This window comes from Marinobacter sp. V34, from assembly GCF_055524115.1.
This window is the reverse complement of record NZ_JBUPZY010000006.1, coordinates 118,711-136,888: the sequence shown is the minus strand read 5'-3', so window position 1 is coordinate 136,888 and position 18,178 is coordinate 118,711. Positions and strand designations below refer to the sequence as shown.

Below are 18,178 nucleotides of genomic sequence, written 5' to 3'. Positions count from 1 at the left end.
GAGATATACGGCTGTATAAGGCCAAGAATATAATCAAATTGCCTCCATTTTAAAACTATATGGGCAAAGAGTCTTTCGTGAGTTGTCTATACTGGGGATGTTCAGTCATACAGGCCCCCAGTTGATATCCCCGGAGATCTCCGATGACCCATTCCGATTCCCCCCAAAACCAAACCCTCCTGGAACAGCTTTCTGAGGCGCTGGAGGGTGAAGACTACGACCCTGACGATTCCGGTCATCTGCGTGACATCGTGGCGACGATGTTGGAAGAGTCCCAGTCGTGGGACGACGCGCTACATCGTCGTTTGACCGAGGTGTTGGGCAAGTCGGAAGGAAAGCGTTGGGCCGGGATGTTCAATGGCGGGTTCCCTTCGAGTTACCGGTCAAGATTCTCCGTCGCAGAGGCTGTTGGCGATATCCAGCAAATCCAGTCCATTGCCCTGAGTTCTGATGTGCCCATGAGGTTTTACGCATCATCCGAACAGGGGAAGCAGGAGCTGAATTTCAAGCTCTACAGTCAGGGTAAACCTGTCATCCTGTCAGACGTGATTCCGATCCTCGAGAATCTTGGCATGCGGGTGTTGGGGGAGCACCCGTATCGTATCCGACGGCGTGATGGTGAGCAGTTCGGGGTCAGTGATTTTACCGTGGAATGTCATTCACGTTGCCGTGACGCCGATGTTGAAGCGGCCAAACCACGACTTCAGGAAGGGTTCCGCGAAATCTGGAATGGTTTCGCGGAAAACGACGACTTCAACCAGTTGATGATGGCGGCGGGCCTGGACTGGCGTGAAGTCAGCCTGCTTCGTGCCTACTCCCGTTACATCAAACAGTTGCGATTCGGATTCAGCCAGCCCTTTATTGCCGACACATTGGCCCGGCATCTGGATATTACGGCCTTGCTGGTCGCCTTCTTCAGCGCTCGTTTCGATCCAGCCACGGCCAATCGGGCGGCGGAATCCGAGCGCCTTGAAAACAGGATTCATGAGGCTCTCGAAACCGTCAAAAGTCTCGACGATGACCGTATCCTCCGGCGGTTTTATGTGCTCATCAAGGCCACCCTCAGAACCAACTATTTTCAACGCCAGGACGCCGGCGAGTTCAAGGGTTATCTCTCGCTTAAGCTTGACCCATCCAGCATTCCGGATATCCCCAAGCCCTGCCCGCGTTTCGAGGTGTTCGTGTGTTCGCCCCGGGTGGAAGGGGTCCACCTCAGGGGAGGCTCCGTGGCCCGTGGTGGTTTGCGTTGGTCCGACCGTAGTGAAGACTACCGTACCGAGATACTTGGGCTGGTGAAGGCCCAGCAGGTCAAGAATTCGGTCATCGTACCCGTGGGTGCCAAAGGTGGCTTTATCGTCAAACAGCCTCCGGAAGGCAGCTCACGGGAGGCGCTCAGAGAAGAGGGTATCGCCTGCTACCAGACATTCATCCGCGGTTTGCTGGATCTGACCGACAACCTGGACGAAGGCAACGTAGTGCCCCCGGCTGATGTGGTCCGTCACGACGGCGATGACACCTATCTGGTGGTGGCTGCGGACAAAGGCACTGCGACCTTCTCTGACATTGCGAACCGGCTTGCCGGGGAATACGGCTTCTGGCTTGGAGACGCCTTTGCCTCCGGAGGCAGTGAGGGGTATGACCATAAGAAAATGGGTATTACCGCAAAGGGCGCCTGGGAGTCGGTCATACGTCATTTCCTGGAGAAGGGCATCGACACTCAGGCCGACGAGTTCACCGTTGTTGGCATTGGCGACATGGGCGGGGACGTGTTTGGCAATGGCATGCTGTTGTCGGATCGTATTCGCCTTGTGGGAGCCTTCAATCACTTGCATATCTTTATCGATCCCGAGCCGGATGCAGCGGCCTCCTTCGCCGAACGCAGGCGTCTTTTTGAGACGCCGGGATCGAGTTGGGAGGACTACAACGTACAACTGATCAGTGAGGGCGGTGGCGTGTTCTCAAGGGCTGAAAAGTGGATTCCTGTGTCGCCACAAATACAGGCCCGTTTCGGGATTAGCGAAACCCGCCTGCCGCCGAATGAGTTAATCAGGGCGCTCTTGCAGGCGCCGGTGGATATGCTCTGGAACGGTGGTATCGGCACCTACGTGAAAGCGGCTGGCGAAACCCATGACGATGTCGGCGATAAGTCCAACGATGCCGTAAGGATCGACAGCCATCAGCTACGGTGTGGGGTTCTTGGTGAGGGTGGAAACCTCGGTTTCACCCAGCTCGGTCGCATCGGCTTTGCCAGAACCGGTGGTGCCGCCAATACCGACTTTATTGATAACGCCGGCGGAGTGGATTGTTCGGATCATGAGGTGAACATCAAGATCCTGCTCAACGAACAGGTGCGAAGCGGGAAGATGACGCTCAGGCAACGTAATCAGATGCTCCGGACAATGACCCCGGAAGTGGCGGAGCTGGTGCTGCGGAACAATTACCGCCAGGCCATGGCTTTGAGCCTCGCTGCCAGTGGCGCGGTCTCTACCATGGATGAGTATGAGCGTTTGATGCGGCGACTGGAGTCGGAAGGCAAGCTCGACCGGGTTCTTGAATTCCTGCCTGATGATGAGGAACTTCGGGAGCGGCGTGAGCGTTTTTCCGGTTTGACTCGCCCGGAGCTGTCGGTACTGATTTCTTACGCCAAGATTGAGCTGAAACAGGCACTGCTGACCACACCCATTATTCACGATGATCGCTTTGTCCAAGCGCTATATTCGGCCTTTCCGGCGTCATTGCTCAAGCGCTTCCCAGAAGCGATTGATATCCATCCGTTGCGGGGCGAAATCGTGGCGACGCAGATTGCCAACGATATGGTGAATCGCATGGGGATCAGTTGGGCCGATAAGCTTCGTAATGCCACTGGTGCTGACTGCGGGCGGATCGCTGCTGGCTATCTGATCTCCCTCCGGATCCATGACGTAGAGACTCAGTGGAAAGCTATAGAAGCGCTTGATGGAAAAATCAGTGCTGACGTGCAGGCGGAGTTATTCAGTGACGCGATTCGCCTGGTCACCCGCAGTACCAGCTGGTTGCTGCACAATCGCCGCTCCGATCTGGATCCGGCTGCCTGTATTGCACACTATCAGCGGCCGTTGGCTGAAGTGCTGGCTTCCACAGCGAGTCTTGAGGCGGTAATTCCTGCAAGTCGGTGGCAGGACCGCTATGATAAATACTGTGAGCAAAGCGTTCCGGAGAGACTGGCCGCCTATGCCGCTTCTGCCGAGAGCCGGTACTGGCTGATGGATATTGTCGAGATTGGCCGTCAGTTGGATCAGGATCTCGAATCGGTGGCCTGGGTATATTTCAGCTTGGGAGAAGGTCTAAAACTGACCTGGCTGGATCGCCAGATGCGCGCCTTCAAGGCCCGGGGGCACTGGCAGGTGCTGGCGACGCTTCATTACAGGGACGAGCTGGATCACCAGTTGCGGAACCTGACTGCGAGTGTACTTTCCTTCGCTTCCGAAGGGGGCGAGTCGATGTCCCCTGAGCAGTTGCTGGAACATTGGCGTGAGGACAAGCAGGCTCTTCTGGGCCGCTGGCAAAGGATGCTGGGTGATATGCAGGCCGCGAGTGACGTGGATTGTGCAGTTTTTTCGGTGGCCCACGGCGTGCTTCGGGAGCTGGCCGCAAAGGCAGCTTAACCATTATTAGGGTGTTTTCGCCTGAAAATTAATCATTGCACAGGAAAAATGTAAATTTAAATTAACCAAAAAAGCCTGAACGTCGCGCCTGTCTGGTTTTTACAGTCAAATAGTCTTTGTCGTTCCCGGTAGAATGCGGGAAAGATAAACAATTGAGAGGGTTCAACCATGAGACCGCAGCAATCAGAGACTCCCACACTTGTCGATAGCCGACAGTCCATCCGCAATTATTACCTTGCGGACGAACACAAGGTGATTAGTGAGATGATTGCTGGCGCCCAGTTGAGCCGGGCAGAGCGTGATGCGATTTCCGACCGTGCGGCCGATCTGGTGCGCAGTGTGCGCAAGAATGCCAAGTCCACCATCATGGAAAAGTTCCTGGCGGAATATGGTCTCACCACCAAGGAAGGTGTTGCCCTGATGTGTCTGGCAGAAGCGTTGCTGCGCGTTCCGGACAACATGACCATCCATGAGCTGATCGAAGACAAGATTACGTCTGGTGCCTGGGGCACCCACATTGGCCGAGCGTCGTCGCCGCTGATCAACACGGCGACGGTGGCGTTGCTGATGACCAGCAACCTTTTGAAGGATTCCGAGCGTCACAGCGTTGGCGATACGCTGCGTAAACTGCTCAAACGTTTTGGCGAGCCGGTTATCCGCACCGTTGCTGGTCAGGCGATGAAGGAAATGGGCCGTCAGTTCGTGTTGGGCCGTGATATTGATGAAGCCCAAGACGAAGCAAAAGACTACATGGCCAAGGGGTACACCTACTCCTACGATATGCTCGGCGAAGCCGCCCGTACAGATGCTGATGCCAAGCGCTACTACGACTCTTACTCCAACGCCATCGACAGCATTGCCAAGGCTTGCAAGGGCGATGTACGCAAGAATCCAGGCATCTCCGTCAAGCTGTCTGCCTTGTTGGCCCGTTATGAATACGGCAACAAAGAGCGGGTAATGAACGAACTGCTTCCTCGCGCCAAGAAGCTTGTGAAAAAGGCCGCTGCGGCGAACATGGGTTTCAATATCGACGCCGAGGAACAGGACCGTCTGGACCTCTCCCTGGATGTGATCGAGGAACTGGTTTCTGATCCGGAACTGGCGGGATGGGATGGCTTCGGTGTTGTTGTTCAGGCCTATGGCAAGCGCTCAGCCTTTGCGCTGGACTGGCTGTACGGTCTGGCTGAAAAGTACGACCGCCGCTTTATGGTGCGTCTGGTGAAAGGCGCCTATTGGGACGCGGAGATCAAACGTGCGCAGGTGATGGGCCTGAGCGGGTTCCCGGTATTCACCCGCAAGGCGTGCAGCGACGTTTCATTTCTGTCCTGCGCCACCAAGCTACTGAACATGACCGACCGGATCTATCCGCAGTTTGCCACCCACAATGCCCACTCGGTATCGGCGGTGCTCGAACTGGCCAAATCCAAAGGCGTGGACAACTATGAGTTTCAGCGCCTGCACGGTATGGGTGAATCGCTCCACAACGAAGTGCTGAAAACCAGTGGTGTGCCCTGTCGGATTTATGCACCTGTTGGCCCTCACAAAGATCTGCTGGCGTATTTGGTGCGTCGCCTGCTGGAAAATGGTGCCAACAGTTCCTTCGTGAACCAGATCGTGGATAAGAGCATTACGCCGGAAGAAATCGCCAAAGACCCGATGGACTCCGTTAAGGAGATGGGCACTAATATCTCAAGCAAGGCCATCGTCCACCCGTTCAAACTCTTTGGCGAACAGCGTAGAAACTCCAAAGGTTGGGACATCACCGATCCGGTGACGGTTGCGGAAATCGACAAGGGCCGGGATGCCTATCGTGACCATCGCTGGAAGGGTGGGCCGATCATCGCTGGTGAGGTGTCTGGTGCGGAAGTGCAGATGGTTCGTAACCCCGCCGACACCGAAGATACCGTCGGCCATGTGACACAGGCGTCCGAGGAGGACGTGAACACAGCGATCACCGCAGCTCAGGAAGGCTTCAAGGCCTGGTCTGCCCGTTCGGCTGAAGAGCGGGCCGAGTGTCTTCGCAAAGTCGCGGACCTGTACGAGGAAAATGCCCACGAGCTGTTTGCCCTGGCCACCCGGGAAGCGGGCAAGTCGTTGCTGGATGGCGTTGCTGAGATTCGCGAGGCGGTGGACTTCGCCCAGTTCTATGCCAACGAAGGAATTCGTTACAAGGACAGCGGTGAGTCGCGTGGGGTGGTGGTGTGTATTTCTCCCTGGAACTTCCCGCTGGCGATCTTCACAGGCCAGATTCTTGCCAATCTGGTAGCGGGTAACGCCGTGTTGGCCAAGCCGGCCGAGCAGACCTCACTTCTGGCGGTGCGGGCCGTGGAGCTGATGCACCAGGCCGGTATTCCGGAAGACGTGATCCAGTTGCTGCCGGGCACCGGTGCAACGGTGGGTGGGGCGTTGACATCCGATTCTCGGGTCGCTGGTGTTTGCTTCACCGGGTCGACCGCAACGGCCCAGCGCATCGATAAGAAAATGAGCGAGAACATGGCTCCTGATGCCACCCTGGTGGCGGAAACCGGTGGCTTGAATGCGATGATCGTGGATTCCACTGCGCTGCCTGAACAGGTGGTCCGCGATGTTCTGGCGTCTTCCTTCCAGAGCGCGGGCCAGCGTTGTTCGGCACTGCGTATGTTGTATGTGCAGAAAGACATTGCCGATCATCTGTTGGAAATGCTGTATGGCGCCATGGACGAGTTGGGCATTGGCGATCCCTGGTTACTGTCCACCGATGTTGGCCCGGTGATAGATGAAACGGCCAGGAAGAAGATTGTCGACCATTGTGACAAGTATGAAGCCAAGGGTCGGCTGACGAAAAAAATGGCCGTGCCGGAGAAGGGCAATTTCGTCTCCCCTGCCGTGATCAGTGTCAGTGGCATTGAAGAGCTGGAAGAGGAAATCTTCGGTCCGGTGCTGCACGTGGCCACATTCGCAGCCAAGGATCTGGACAAGGTGGTTGATAGTGTCAACGCCAAGGGCTATGGGCTGACGTTCGGTGTGCACAGCCGTGTTGATCGCCGCGTTGAACGCATTGCCAGCCGTATCAAAGTGGGTAACACCTATGTGAACCGCAATCAGATCGGTGCCATTGTCGGCTCCCAGCCGTTTGGTGGCGAAGGGCTTTCCGGCACGGGCCCCAAGGCCGGCGGCCCACAGTACGTGCGTCGTTTCCTGAAAGGCGACACCGTGGAGCGGCCGGCGGATGCCAGTGCCAAAACCGTGGATATCAAGAAACTTGAAGGGCTGATTGGCAAGGTCGCGAATGTGAAAGCGCTCGCGCCAGAGCCAAGGATTGAAGCCATGAAGCCGATTTTCGGTAACGTGCCGACACCGCTGGATGCCCATGCCGAGGAACTGCCAGGGCCCACCGGTGAGCTGAACCGCCTGAGCAATCACGCCCGGGGTGTGGTGCTCTGTCTTGGTCCGGATAAGGAAACCGCGCTGGAGCAGGCCGCAATGGCATTGTCCCAGGGCAACAAGGTGGTTGTGGTTGCGCCGGGCACCCAGGACACGGTTGAGCGCGCTGCCAAGGCTGGTTTGCCGATTGTGGGTGTTGAGGGCCTGCTGGAGCCAGGGGCATTGGCCCAGGCCCGCGGTTTCCAGGCAGCTGTAAGCTGTGCGGAGCCGTCATTGTTGAAAGAGTACCGTCAGGCTCTGGCGAAGCGGGAAGGGGCATTGCTACCGCTGATTACCGAGCACAAGCTCGACCAGCGGTTTGTGATTGAGCGCCACTTGTGTGTGGACACCACGGCCGCGGGTGGTAACGCCAGCCTGATTGCGGCTTCCGAGTAACGACCTATCGCCTTGCAATGCCCAGGGAAGGGCATTGCAAGGGCTCTCTGATCAGGCAGAGTCAGCGATCTCCCGGAACGCGTTGATCAGGGCGTCGGGTTCCTGCGCACCGGAGATCAGGTATTTCTGGTTGATGATGTACGCAGGAACTGCGGACACACCCGCCTGCTGATACTGCGCTTCTTCCTCCCGCACAGTCTCTGCATACTGATCAGACGCCAGCACCTCGCGCGCTTGCGAGCCGTCCAGGCCGATCGTTTCCACACAGTGGATCAGCGTATCCGGATTGGAAATATTCTCACCGCGTCCAAAATAGGCCTCGAAAAACGCCATTTTCATATCGGTCTGTTTGTCATGTTCACCGGCCCACTTGACCAGTCTATGGGCATCAAAGGTGTTACGAGTGTAGCGTTCCTGAAGTTTCTCGAAGTTCAGTCCCAGTCCCTTGGCAATATCCATCATCTGCGCCTGATTGGCCCTCATCTCGTCCTCACTGCGGCCGTATTTTCGGCTCAGGGCAGGCAGAATGGGCTCGCCGTCACCGGTTGGGTCCGGGTTCAGCTCAAAGGCATGCCATGCAACGGTGAAGTCCATGTCGTCTTTCAGGGCGTCCATTGCCTTTTCCAGGCGGGCATAACCAATGGCGCACCAGGGGCAGGCAATATCGGAAACAATGTCTATGGCTATTTGGGTCATGGTGGCTCCTGTCTGTAAGGGCGGATAAGGGCAGGGTACCTGAAAGTTGGGCGAATGACTGCCCGTTCAGGCTCCGGACGTCCGGGGTTGCGGACACCCTGTCCGGGGTTCCGGGCATATCTTTACCCGGCACCGTCCGTGGGATGTGGGAAATCAGCAACCTGCAATCCTGGCACGTTTCTTTCAGTTCCAACACTGCCGAACAATAAATCCAATAAAAGGAGCTCAAGATGTTCCAACTTATCGCACGTCAGGTGCGTGGTGGCACGCTATCGGCATTGCTGGCCTCCGCAGCCCTGATGATTCCCGCTCTTCCTGCGTTCGCAGGCCAGACGGATTCCTATACGCTGCCACAGCAATCCTACAATCAGTCCAGGGCCCGTAACTACAAGGTGTATGTGCCCTCGAACGTGCAATCGCCCGCACCCATGGTGATGGCATTGCATGGATGCAAACAGACCAACAACGACGTGCTCAATGACTGGGGGCTGAAAGCGGCCGCCGATGAGTACGGGTTCATTCTGGTTGCCCCCTTCATTACCAGTTACGACGGGCTGCGTAATGAAAACTGCTGGGGTTTCTGGTTTGACCACCACCGCCATGAGGGCGCTGGCGAAGTGGAGGACCTGCACCAGATTGCACTGGCCGTTGAGTCCAATTACACCATTGATGCCAATCGTCGTTATATCACCGGCCTGTCTTCCGGCGGTGCCATGGCAACCGTAGCCTCGGTGACCCATAACGAATACTGGGCGGCCGCCGCGCCTGCCTCGGGCCTGCCGTACGGTGAGGACTCTGCCTCTGTCTCGTTGTCCGGACAGTGCCCCGGCAGTGCAACGTTTCACAGCGTATCGCAGGTATCATCCGATATGCAGTCGGAAGTGGACGACCAGTATCCGATCCCGCTCATGGTGTTGCAGAACGAGAACGACTGTACCGTGGTGAAAGAGGCGGCTGACAACACTCGGGACGCCCACCTTCAGGTTTTTGGCGAGTCCGGGTTCCAGACCACGGGCCAGGCCTACGCTTCGTCCGTAGCCTGTTCGCCGTACTACCAGAACAACCACAGCTGCGAGCACATCCGTTATACCCAGGATGGCACCAACGGAGCGCGTTCGGTGGTTGAAACCGTCTACCTGGACGGCCCCCTGTCGACCCCCAATAGCCAGGACACCAATCATGGTCATTACTGGGTTGGCGGAGAGAATGGTAACAATGGCAAATGGTCTGTAAGGGTGGGCCCCAGTTATCCCGATATTATCTGGGATTTCTTTAACCGCCACAGCCGCGATGGAACGGAGCCTGAGGGTTTCCCGGTCATCACGTTGATTGGCGATAACCCGATGACGGTGGCGATTAACACGACGTTTACCGATCCGGGTGCCACCGGGCAGGATGCCGAGGACGGTTCACTGACGGTAAACGCCGACTGCAGTGCGGTGGATACGTCAACGGTCGGCTCCTATACCTGTGACTACAGTGCGACCGACAGCGACAGCAATACAACGACGAAAAGCCGTCAGGTCGACGTGTATGATCCCAACGCGCCCACCGAGACTTGCGAGCAGGAAACGGCGTCGCCCAGTGCCCACATTTCGGCAAGCCGCGCCTACGCTGGGGGTAACTCTAACCTGAGGGCCTATGCCAGTGGCGACGACGTCGACATCGGCGGTTCCTTCGATACCTGGAGCAATGTCACCCTCTATGAGGGCGATCCTGGGCTCTGGTACGCATCCGAGCCGAGCGCCTGCAGCGGAACAGGTGGAGGTGATGATGGAGGCTCTGGTGGTGACGTCACCTGCCAGGACTGGAACGACACCCATCTGAACCATGACACGGCTGGTCGGGCTTACTATTCGGGTGGTTACTACACCACCGGTGGTAACGACTACCTGGGCGCGGTGTCTGGCACCTACAGCTGGGTGAAAGAGACCGACAGTGGCGTCTTCGAAGCCGGCCAGTGTAACTGACAGCCATCGAAGACTGGCAATAACAGGGGGCGGGAAACCGCCCCCTGTTTCGTTGTTACTCCAGAATAATCTCGCAAGCGGTCAGCGGCCGGAATTCACCGGGTTCCAGAATTGGGTCCAGTGTGATTGCGCCCATTTGCTCTCGATGCAGGCTGGTCACACGGTTGCCCGTCGCGTGGAACATGCGCTTGATCTGATGATAGCGACCCTCATAGATCGTCACCCTGGATTCGTTGGCAGCCAGTGGCTCCAGCCGCGCAGGAGAAGTGGTCAGCTGTTCGTATTCGAACCAGATTCCCTGTGCGAAGCGCTCAATGGCATTGGCTGAAACCGGGTCCACCGTGGTTACCCGATAGATTTTTGGGATTTTTATTTTCGGCTCCGTAAGCGCCCGTGACCAGGTTCCATCATTGGTCAGTATCAACAAACCGGTGCTGGCGCGGTCGAGCCTGCCGGCAATGTGAAGGTCTTCTCGCAGTTCCGGGTCGATCAGCTCCATTACGGTTTTGTGAATCTTGTCTGCCGTGGCACTGAGGTATCCAGCCGGTTTGTGCAGCATCAGGTAGTGGGCCCGGTCCCCATGCTGGATAACCCTGCCGTTGCAGGCTACAGTGCTGAAACGGTCGACTTCCCGGGCGGCCTCCCTGCAGATACAACCGTCCACTGTAACCGTTCCGGCCGCGACCAGGGCGTTGGCCTGCTTGCGGCTGACACCGTTTTGATTACTGAGAATTCGGGAAAGCTTCATAGTGGCAGTGTTATAGTCTGGTCCGACATTCTCCGTGATTTCCGATTCTGGTTGATAATAACACCGTGGCTCAACGAACTGTGATCCAAAAATCCCTGCGTGCGCTTGCCTGGTCGCTGGTAGGCTTTTTGCTGTTGATAATCACACTGATTGTCCTGCTACGGTTCGTGAATCCGCCGACCTCGACCTTCATGCTGGGGCATCTGTTTTCCGGTTCCAGTTACGAACTCAGGCAGGAGTGGGTTAGTCTGGACGATATATCACCCTGGATGCCGTTGGCGGTGGTGGCCAGCGAAGATCAACGCTTTCCGTACCATCAGGGGGTGGATTTCAGCGCCATTCGCAAGGCGCTTGCGGAATACCGTGCGGGGCATGGGTTGCGGGGGGCCAGCACCATCACGCAGCAAACGGCAAAAAACCTGTTTCTGTGGAACGGGCGCAGTTTTGTGCGGAAGGCGTTGGAGGCCGGGCTGGCGCTTGGTATCGACGCCATATGGCCGAAGCGGCGGATCATGGAGGTTTACCTGAATATCGCCGAATTTGGTCATGGGATTTACGGTGTTGAGGCCGCCAGCCGGGCCTTTTTCGGCATTCCCGCCAGCCGGCTCTCACAAACCCAGGCGGCACGGCTCGCTGCGGTTCTTCCCAATCCGAAAGTGCTCAGTGCCGCCAGCCCGTCGTCCTATGTCTGGGAGAGAGTGGCATGGATCCGTGGGCAGATGGCTCAACTGTCCGGGTTGCATTATTTGCGTGGACTGTATAATTAAGAGTTTCGTTTCTCTCAAGATTCAATAGTCAATATTCAACGTAAGAGTCTGCTGTGATGTCACTGAACCTGGCCCTGCTGTCCGCGTTTATTCCGACGTTCTTTGTGGTGTCCATTACGCCGGGCATGTGTATGACCCTGGCGCTGTCCCTGGGCATCACCATTGGCGTGAAGCGGGCACTGTGGATGATGGCCGGTGAATTGGTTGGCGTGGCCGTAGTGGCGACTGCGGCGGCGGTGGGTGTGGCCACCTTCATGTTGAAATACCCAACGGCTTTCGCCGTATTCAAATATGCGGGCGGCGCCTACCTTGCCTGGCTGGGCATCCAGATGTGGCGCTCAAGGGGCAAAATGGCCATGCCGGAAGAGGATTCGCAACCGGTAGAGAGCTCAAGGTTGCAACTGGCGCTCCAGGGGTTTGTGACCGCTATCGCCAACCCCAAGGGTTGGGCGTTTTTCATCGCGCTATTGCCGCCATTTATTGACAGTAAACTGCCGATGGCGCCACAACTCACGGCCCTCATTCTGATCATACTGGGCCTGGAATTCCTCTGCCTTCAGCTCTATGCCCATGGTGGAAAGACTCTGCGCAAAGCGCTAAAGCAGGGTGGTGGTGTTCGCACGGTTAACCGTGTGGCGGGCAGTCTGATGGTACTGGTGGGCGCCTGGCTGGCGTTCGGTTAGGCCAGTCAGTTACTGGCGTAGCGCTGGTGGAGGATTCCCACCCGTTCCACATAGGCGCGGGTTTCCGCGTAGGGCGGTATGCCGCCATGGCGTCCTACGGCTCCTGGGCCGGCATTGTAGGCGGCCGTTGCCAGCTTGATGTCGCCGTCGAAGCGCTTGAGCATGCGGGCTAGGTAATTGACCCCGCCGCGAATGTTTTCGGGGGCAACCATGGCATTGCGAACGCCCAGCTCCTCAGCGGTGGCAGGCATTAGCTGCATCAGTCCCTGGGCCCCCTTGGGCGACAGAGCCTTGTCATTAAACGCCGACTCCGCATGTATGACTGCCCGAACCAGGGCGGGGTCAACGTTGAACTCTCTGGCGGCCGTCTTGATTTCATCCCGGTAGGGCGACAGGAACAGCGGTGTGGTGCGCCAATTCACGTTGGAATCCGGGTTGCAGGCGTAGCAGTGGAACCGGATGACATCGAAATTCGAGCTGGCAGGCTGAATACCGCTATAGGCAATCACGCCGCTGTCGTCCGTGTAGCGGTATACCACTTCGTCCTTTGTTGACGCACGCTTCTCGCCACTGCCCTTAACATTGGTGTATTCCACCGTGCCGTCGGGGTGCACAATGCGCTTGATACTGTCCGCCGATACGGGCGCAGCGAAGGCCAGTAGAAGAAACGCCAGCGAGGAAGTGAAAAGGGTTTTTCCGCTTATCATTGTTGACTCTTGGAGTGCATGATCAAGAACGCTGCCTGCGCTCGTGAATAACAACCATAGGGCTGATTATACGGCGTTAATGGGCTGAAGAAACCGCAATGTTTGTCGGAAAAGTGTTACTTTTCTCAATATGGCGGTCAATTCTCATTGTTGGCGAAATTCTGGAGACCTTGTGCCCTTGAACGAGTCCCGCAGCAACGTTGTACTCATTGGAATGCCCGGCAGTGGTAAAAGCACGGTTGGGGTGCTGCTGGCAAAACAGCTCGGTTTGGGTTTTGTTGATACGGACCTGTTGATTCAGGAGGAGGCAGGGAGAACCCTGCAGGACATTGTCGACGGCGATGGTTACCAGGCACTGAGGCGAATCGAAGAGCAGGTATTGCTCAGGCTGAATGTGCGACGCCAGGTTATATCCACCGGCGGCAGTGCTGTCTACAGTGAACCTGCGATGACCCATTTGAAAGCTGATGGTCTCGTGGTGTTTCTTGATATTCCGCTGGAAGTGGTCGTTGCGCGAATAGGGGACTACAGTGCCCGTGGCATCTCCCGGCGACCGGATCAGTCGCTGGAACAGCTGTTTTGGGAACGTTTTGAGCTTTACTCCCGGGTCGCGGACGTGGCGGTTAGTTGTGTTGGAAAGAGTCAGGAGGACGTTTGCGACGACATATCGGCGGTGATGCCGAAGACGCCGGCGACACGGTAGAAAACGGTGCCGCCGGACCTGAAGTGACGGCTGCTAAGGTTTTGGGCCTTTGCCCCGAAGCGCATTGGCTACCAGTGAAATAACCAGCAGTACCAGAAAGATAAAGAACAGAATTTTCGCAAACCCTGCGGCTGTCCCCGCGATACCGCCAAAACCAAGTACACCGGCGATTATCGCGACGATCAGGCATACAAGAGCCCAATAGAGCATAATGTTTCTCCCTTTGTGTAGCGTCACTATCAAAATGGCACACGCACCTGAAAGCTACAAATAGTGGAAGTCCGCAAGTGCTTCGCAAGGGAATGATTTGTTCTGCAAACGATTGTTTTGGGAGCCTAAATTTCTTTATTGTCGATTGATTAAGCTTTGCTAAGGTGCGGTTTGGCGCCAAAGATTGTTACTGTCTACCAAATAATATCGGGAGAATTTCAATGCTCTTCAAGCAACTTGGCTACTCATTGTTTTTGGTTCTTGCACTCGGTATGTCTGGTTCCCTGCACGCGGAATCCTCCGGGGATTCGTCGGTTGAGTCTTTGAAAAAAGAAACCCGCGAACTTGGCCAGGCGCTGAAAGAGTTTGGTGCGGACCAGAAAGCGGAGGCTGAAACTGCCATTGAAAATACGCTTTCGGCGTTGGACAAGCGCATTGACACGCTACAGCATGAACTGGATCAGAACTGGGACGACATGAGTGACACGGCCCGGGAACGGTCAAGGAAAAGTCTTGAGTCCTTGCAGGAGCAGCGGCAACGCGTCCAGCAATGGTATGACGAGTTACAGACCAGCTCATCCTCCGCCTGGGAACGCACAAAGCAGGGCTTCTCCAATGCCTATGAGGCACTGTCGGAACAGTGGAATGAAACCGAGCGCAAACTGATGGACGACTCGGACAAGAAGAAGGACAGCATTTAGCCGCCTTTTCGGAATCGCACCGGCCAGACAGAGTCACCCTGATCATCTGTACCGGTTGTTGATTCCATTTACTGTATCTGTTTTGTTTGCCGGTGACGGGTTACAGTGGGCAGACTCACATTCGTCTGCCTCTCGGTTAACCGTATGCCCCCGATTTTCTATTCGTTTTTTGTGCCGGCGCTATTCGTTTGGTTGTGGAGCACGGGCTTCATTGGCGCCAAGTATGGCTTACCCTTTGCGGAGCCGTTCACCCTCCTGCTGATACGCATGCTGTTTACGCTGGTGCTGCTCAGCGTACTCGCCTGGATAATGAAAACCCGTTGGCCTGGTTGGCGTGGTGCTGGTCACCTGGCGATCACCGGTCTGCTGGTCCATGGCTGTTATCTGGGCGGGGTGTATTACGCGATCCAGGGGGGCATGCCGTCGGGCATCGTGTCGCTTATTGTCGGCCTGCAGCCGCTGGTAACGTCCGCCGTGGCTATTCTGGTGCTGAAGGAAAGTGTCTCGAGTAGGCAATGGCTGGGCCTGTCGCTGGGCCTTGTTGGTGTAACGCTGGTGTTGCTGGAAAAGTTCGGTGGTGGTGCTTCCGCCTCCGATTTCCCGCTTTGGACCCTGCTCTGGGCTGCGCTGTCCCTGGGCGGGATATCCCTGGGTACTGTATACCAGAAACGTAACGGCACTCAGTCGGATCTCGTCGCAGGTACGTTCATTCAGTACAGTGCTGCGGCTACGTTTTTTGCCGTCGGTGCTTTTGCGTTTGAAACCCGTGAGGTGGTGTGGGCTCAGCCGTTGATCTGGTCGATGGTCTGGCTGGTATTCGGTGTTTCCATCGGGGCGATTCTGCTGCTGATGTGGCTGATTCGACGCGGTGCCGCCTCGCAGGTGGCCAGTCTTTTCTATCTGGTACCACCCGTAACGGCGCTGGAAGCATACTGGCTCTTTGATGAAAGACTGGGCGTACTTGCGATGATTGGGGGTGTTATCTCCATCACCGGGGTTGCACTGGTGGTGACGCAGCAGCGAAAACAGACGACCTAGCTCCAGGGATTCACCCGGAACAGGGTGCCCAAGCCGGATTGCGGGGTGAGTTTGCCACACAATCTCAGGCCCTCCCAGAAGCTGACCTGGTTGGCGGTCAGTACCGGTTTGCCCGCCGCTGCCTCCAGGTCTTCCAGCCAGGCGGCGGAATGCAATGCGGTGTCGGGAATCAAAATCGCATCTGCGTTCGGGTGATCATTGTCCGTCGCAAACCGCAGTACAGCTTCTTTCTCCAGCGTGCCGACCTCCGCCGCCGTGATAATGCCACGACAGGTTATGTGCACCACCTCGATATCAAAGTGCTCCAGAAACGTTTTGAACAGTAGGGCTACGTCCCGGGGGTAGGTAGCCGCGATGGCAACCCGTTTTGCGTCAATGGCGGTAACGGCCCTCGCGAACGCCATGGCGGTGGTGGAGGCTGGGACGTGAAGCAGGCTTTCAAGCGTCTCGATCTGTTCCCCAATGCCATCAATGCCACGAACGAAACTGGCACTGGTGGACGTCCATAGAACGGCTTCCATATCCGCATTTTTCAGGTGTTCGGCCCCTTCCTTAAGCCGCTTCGGGCTTCCCATTTCGGTCAGTGCTTTAACGGTATGTGCATCTTCATCGAACGCCGTGTGTACGACTCTCACTTCAGCCGGTGTCGATATCATTCCGGCCAGACGAGGGTAATCATCCTCGGCAGCGTATCCAGGGTAAAGAAAGGCGATGCGGGGAATCGATGTGGTTTTGTTCATACCTGAACAGTAGTAGAGTTCTGGCAGCGTTGGCAACAAGTTGTACCTCACCGACTGAGCAAGTAGATCACAGCAACGGCAAGGAGGGCCGAGACGCCCTGCCAGAACACAACGGGATTGCGTTCCAGCAGTGGCGGTCGGCTTTTGTTGAGGTATACCTGGTTGGGGTGCCTCAGGTCGAAAGTAAACTCAGAGAGCTCCTGGTAGCGTTTTTCCGGATTTGGATGCACGGCTTTTTTTATCGTCTCATCAATCCAGGCGGGAATTTCCCGGTCATCCTCCAGAACAGAGGCGTAGTTGAGCCTGCGCATGGACGATGCAGTGCGGGATTTGGCCACCTGGGTGCCGTAGGGGAATTGGCCAGACAGCATGTGGTAGCAGAGTACACCCAATGAATAGAGATCCGAGCGGGTTGTGCCGGTTTCGCCCATGAAGTATTCCGGCGCCATGTAGAGGGCGGTGCCGGGTACCTCGTTGGGCTCCAGAACGGTGGCTTCCACGATGCCGGCTACGCGGGCGGATCCGAAGTCGATGATTTTTACCGTGCCATTGGTGTCGATCATGATGTTATCGGGCCGGATATCCTGGTGCAGGATCTCCATACGGTGCAACGCATAGAGTCCACGGGCCACCTGCGCCACGATATTTCGCACAGTTTCCAGGTCCGGCTTGGGGTTGTCGATCAGCCATTGTTTGAGGGTCTGCCCCTCGATGTATTCGGTCACGGTGTAGAGGTAATTGCGCTGCCGGTCCTGAATGCCGGCCTTGAGAACGTGGGCACTGTTCACGCGCCGTGCGATCCACTCTTCCATCAGGAAGCGCTCAAGGTATCCCGGGTCGCCTCTCAGGTCGATGGAGGGGATCTTCAGGATGACCTGTGTGTCCGCTTCGATGTCCAGCGCCAGATACACGTGGCTGCGGCTGGTGGCGTGTAATTCCCGGAGTATGGTGTAGCCATCAAAGGCCTGTCGTGCTTCCAATATTGGTGGGAAGGGCAGCGCTTCTACCTGCCGGGAAAGTTCTACGGTTTTCCGATCCGGCAGCTGGTCCACGCGAATAATCTGCACGCTGAGATTGTCGTCACTACCGCAGCCATAGGCGCTTTCGATCACCGCTTTCGCGGCGGCGTCCAGGTCTGACGGGTATTGGTTGATGATGGTTATAAGCTGCTGCGCACTGGCGTGTTCGTAAACACCATCGGTGGCGAGGATAAAAATGTCCCTTTCCTGCAGCGGCAATGATTGGTGATCAATTTCCAGCAGTGGATCCACCCCCAGTGCACGGCTCAGGTAATTTTCTTTCTGGGAAACCCACAGCCGATGATCATTGGTGAGTTGTTCCAGGGCATGGTCCCGAAGCCGGTAAATCCGGGTGTCACCGACGTGAAACAGATACGCTGTGGAAGCCTTTATGACCAGGGCGCTCAGGGTGCAAACATAACCTTTGTCTATTTCGTATCGATGCGGACCGTTGCGGCTCTGGGCATGGAGCCACGAATTGGTGGCAGTCAGGACCCGCTCTGCGGATTTGCGAACCGACCATGCTTCCGAGGTGCAGAAATAGTCGTCAAGGAAGCTTTTGACGGCGGTTTCGCTGGCGATATGGCTGACGTCGCTGCTGCTGATGCCGTCGGCCATGGCGAAGGCCATGCCCTTCATGCCGAGGCGCGGCTCAGCGGGCATGGTGTAACCGTGAAAGTCCTGGTTGGATGGCTTACGGCCTCTGTCGGAATACTGCCCCACAGAGACCTTCAGGCGATTGCCCATGGGGCTA

The 18,178-nt window shown here is 56.6% G+C and carries 14 protein-coding genes; 8 read left to right on the top strand and 6 right to left on the bottom strand.

All coding sequences use genetic code 11. The features are described from left to right. The first annotated feature begins 143 nt into the window (after nt 1-143). Both AC0B60_RS11735 and putA read left to right on the top strand, forming a co-directional pair. Nucleotides 144-3,644 (top strand): NAD-glutamate dehydrogenase, encoded by a 3,501-nt coding sequence (locus tag AC0B60_RS11735; RefSeq protein ID WP_465085988.1) that lies wholly within the window; start codon nt 144-146, stop codon nt 3,642-3,644. 168 nt (nt 3,645-3,812) lie between these two features. Further along, on the top strand, nt 3,813-7,442 hold the full coding sequence (gene putA / locus AC0B60_RS11730; RefSeq protein WP_465085987.1) for a bifunctional proline dehydrogenase/L-glutamate gamma-semialdehyde dehydrogenase PutA: 3,630 nt from the start codon (nt 3,813-3,815) through the stop codon (nt 7,440-7,442). Nucleotides 7,443-7,493: 51 nt separating this feature from the next. On the opposite strand, the gene AC0B60_RS11725 is transcribed toward putA, so the two are convergent. Then, nucleotides 7,494-8,138 carry a DsbA family oxidoreductase gene (locus AC0B60_RS11725; protein ID WP_465085986.1) on the bottom strand — a complete coding sequence of 215 codons (645 nt, stop codon included), beginning with the start codon at nt 8,136-8,138 and terminating at the stop codon, nt 7,494-7,496. A gap of 230 nt (nt 8,139-8,368) precedes the next feature. Between AC0B60_RS11725 and AC0B60_RS11720 the strand changes: the two genes are divergently transcribed. Further along, a complete protein-coding gene (locus tag AC0B60_RS11720) occupies nt 8,369-10,108 on the top strand; it encodes an extracellular catalytic domain type 1 short-chain-length polyhydroxyalkanoate depolymerase (RefSeq protein ID WP_465085985.1) in 1,740 nt (579 codons plus the stop codon). 55 nt (nt 10,109-10,163) lie between these two features. Here the strand turns inward: AC0B60_RS11720 and AC0B60_RS11715 are convergent, their stop codons facing one another. Beyond that, complete coding sequence (locus tag AC0B60_RS11715; protein ID WP_465085984.1) at nt 10,164-10,856, bottom strand: pseudouridine synthase; 693 nt, start codon at nt 10,854-10,856, stop codon at nt 10,164-10,166. 65 nt (nt 10,857-10,921) lie between these two features. On the opposite strand from AC0B60_RS11715, the gene mtgA reads away from it, so the two are divergent. Together mtgA and AC0B60_RS11705 are read left to right on the top strand one after the other, a co-directional pair. Next, nucleotides 10,922-11,623: a monofunctional biosynthetic peptidoglycan transglycosylase gene (gene mtgA, locus AC0B60_RS11710; RefSeq protein ID WP_465085983.1), complete on the top strand. Its 702-nt coding sequence runs from the start codon at nt 10,922-10,924 to the stop codon at nt 11,621-11,623. A 56-nt stretch (nt 11,624-11,679) separates the two neighbouring features. Beyond that, a complete protein-coding gene (locus AC0B60_RS11705) occupies nt 11,680-12,306 on the top strand; it encodes a LysE family translocator (protein ID WP_465085982.1) in 627 nt (208 codons plus the stop codon). A 5-nt stretch (nt 12,307-12,311) separates the two neighbouring features. On the opposite strand, the gene AC0B60_RS11700 is transcribed toward AC0B60_RS11705, so the two are convergent. After that, complete coding sequence (locus tag AC0B60_RS11700) at nt 12,312-13,013, bottom strand: lytic transglycosylase domain-containing protein (RefSeq protein WP_465085981.1); 702 nt, start codon at nt 13,011-13,013, stop codon at nt 12,312-12,314. Nucleotides 13,014-13,191: 178 nt separating this feature from the next. On the opposite strand from AC0B60_RS11700, the gene AC0B60_RS11695 reads away from it, so the two are divergent. Next, nucleotides 13,192-13,716: a shikimate kinase gene (locus AC0B60_RS11695; RefSeq protein ID WP_465086140.1), complete on the top strand. Its 525-nt coding sequence runs from the start codon at nt 13,192-13,194 to the stop codon at nt 13,714-13,716. 33 nt (nt 13,717-13,749) lie between these two features. Here AC0B60_RS11695 and AC0B60_RS11690 read toward each other — a convergent pair whose 3' ends face one another. Continuing rightward, the gene (locus AC0B60_RS11690) at nt 13,750-13,926 is read right to left on the bottom strand and encodes a DUF1328 domain-containing protein (protein WP_465085980.1); all 177 of its coding nucleotides are present in this window, start codon (nt 13,924-13,926) and stop codon (nt 13,750-13,752) included. Nucleotides 13,927-14,147: 221 nt separating this feature from the next. Here AC0B60_RS11690 and AC0B60_RS11685 point away from each other — a divergent pair, with 221 nt between their 5' ends. After that, a complete protein-coding gene (locus tag AC0B60_RS11685) occupies nt 14,148-14,627 on the top strand; it encodes a sll1863 family stress response protein (protein ID WP_465085979.1) in 480 nt (159 codons plus the stop codon). A 144-nt stretch (nt 14,628-14,771) separates the two neighbouring features. Further along, nucleotides 14,772-15,665, top strand: coding sequence for a DMT family transporter (locus AC0B60_RS11680; protein ID WP_465085978.1), 894 nt, complete (start codon nt 14,772-14,774; stop codon nt 15,663-15,665). On the opposite strand, the gene AC0B60_RS11675 is transcribed toward AC0B60_RS11680, so the two are convergent. Both AC0B60_RS11675 and AC0B60_RS11670 read right to left on the bottom strand, forming a co-directional pair. After that, nucleotides 15,662-16,405 (bottom strand): maleate cis-trans isomerase family protein, encoded by a 744-nt coding sequence (locus AC0B60_RS11675; protein WP_465085977.1) that lies wholly within the window; start codon nt 16,403-16,405, stop codon nt 15,662-15,664. The genes AC0B60_RS11680 and AC0B60_RS11675 overlap by 4 nt on opposite strands. A gap of 47 nt (nt 16,406-16,452) precedes the next feature. After that, the gene (locus AC0B60_RS11670) at nt 16,453-18,171 is read right to left on the bottom strand and encodes a protein kinase domain-containing protein (RefSeq protein WP_465085976.1); all 1,719 of its coding nucleotides are present in this window, start codon (nt 18,169-18,171) and stop codon (nt 16,453-16,455) included. Nucleotides 18,172-18,178: the final 7 nt, after the last annotated feature.

Coding starts and splice junctions, on each gene's coding strand:
- AC0B60_RS11735 (WP_465085988.1), top strand. CDS start 144: ATGACCCATTCCGATTCCCCCCAAAACCAAACCCTCCTGGAACAGCTT.
- putA (WP_465085987.1), top strand. CDS start 3,813: ATGAGACCGCAGCAATCAGAGACTCCCACACTTGTCGATAGCCGACAG.
- AC0B60_RS11725 (WP_465085986.1), bottom strand. CDS start 8,138: ATGACCCAAATAGCCATAGACATTGTTTCCGATATTGCCTGCCCCTGG.
- AC0B60_RS11720 (WP_465085985.1), top strand. CDS start 8,369: ATGTTCCAACTTATCGCACGTCAGGTGCGTGGTGGCACGCTATCGGCA.
- AC0B60_RS11715 (WP_465085984.1), bottom strand. CDS start 10,856: ATGAAGCTTTCCCGAATTCTCAGTAATCAAAACGGTGTCAGCCGCAAG.
- AC0B60_RS11705 (WP_465085982.1), top strand. CDS start 11,680: ATGTCACTGAACCTGGCCCTGCTGTCCGCGTTTATTCCGACGTTCTTT.
- AC0B60_RS11700 (WP_465085981.1), bottom strand. CDS start 13,013: ATGATAAGCGGAAAAACCCTTTTCACTTCCTCGCTGGCGTTTCTTCTA.
- AC0B60_RS11690 (WP_465085980.1), bottom strand. CDS start 13,926: ATGCTCTATTGGGCTCTTGTATGCCTGATCGTCGCGATAATCGCCGGT.
- AC0B60_RS11685 (WP_465085979.1), top strand. CDS start 14,148: ATGCTCTTCAAGCAACTTGGCTACTCATTGTTTTTGGTTCTTGCACTC.
- AC0B60_RS11680 (WP_465085978.1), top strand. CDS start 14,772: ATGCCCCCGATTTTCTATTCGTTTTTTGTGCCGGCGCTATTCGTTTGG.
- AC0B60_RS11675 (WP_465085977.1), bottom strand. CDS start 16,405: ATGAACAAAACCACATCGATTCCCCGCATCGCCTTTCTTTACCCTGGA.
- AC0B60_RS11670 (WP_465085976.1), bottom strand. CDS start 18,171: ATGGGCAATCGCCTGAAGGTCTCTGTGGGGCAGTATTCCGACAGAGGC.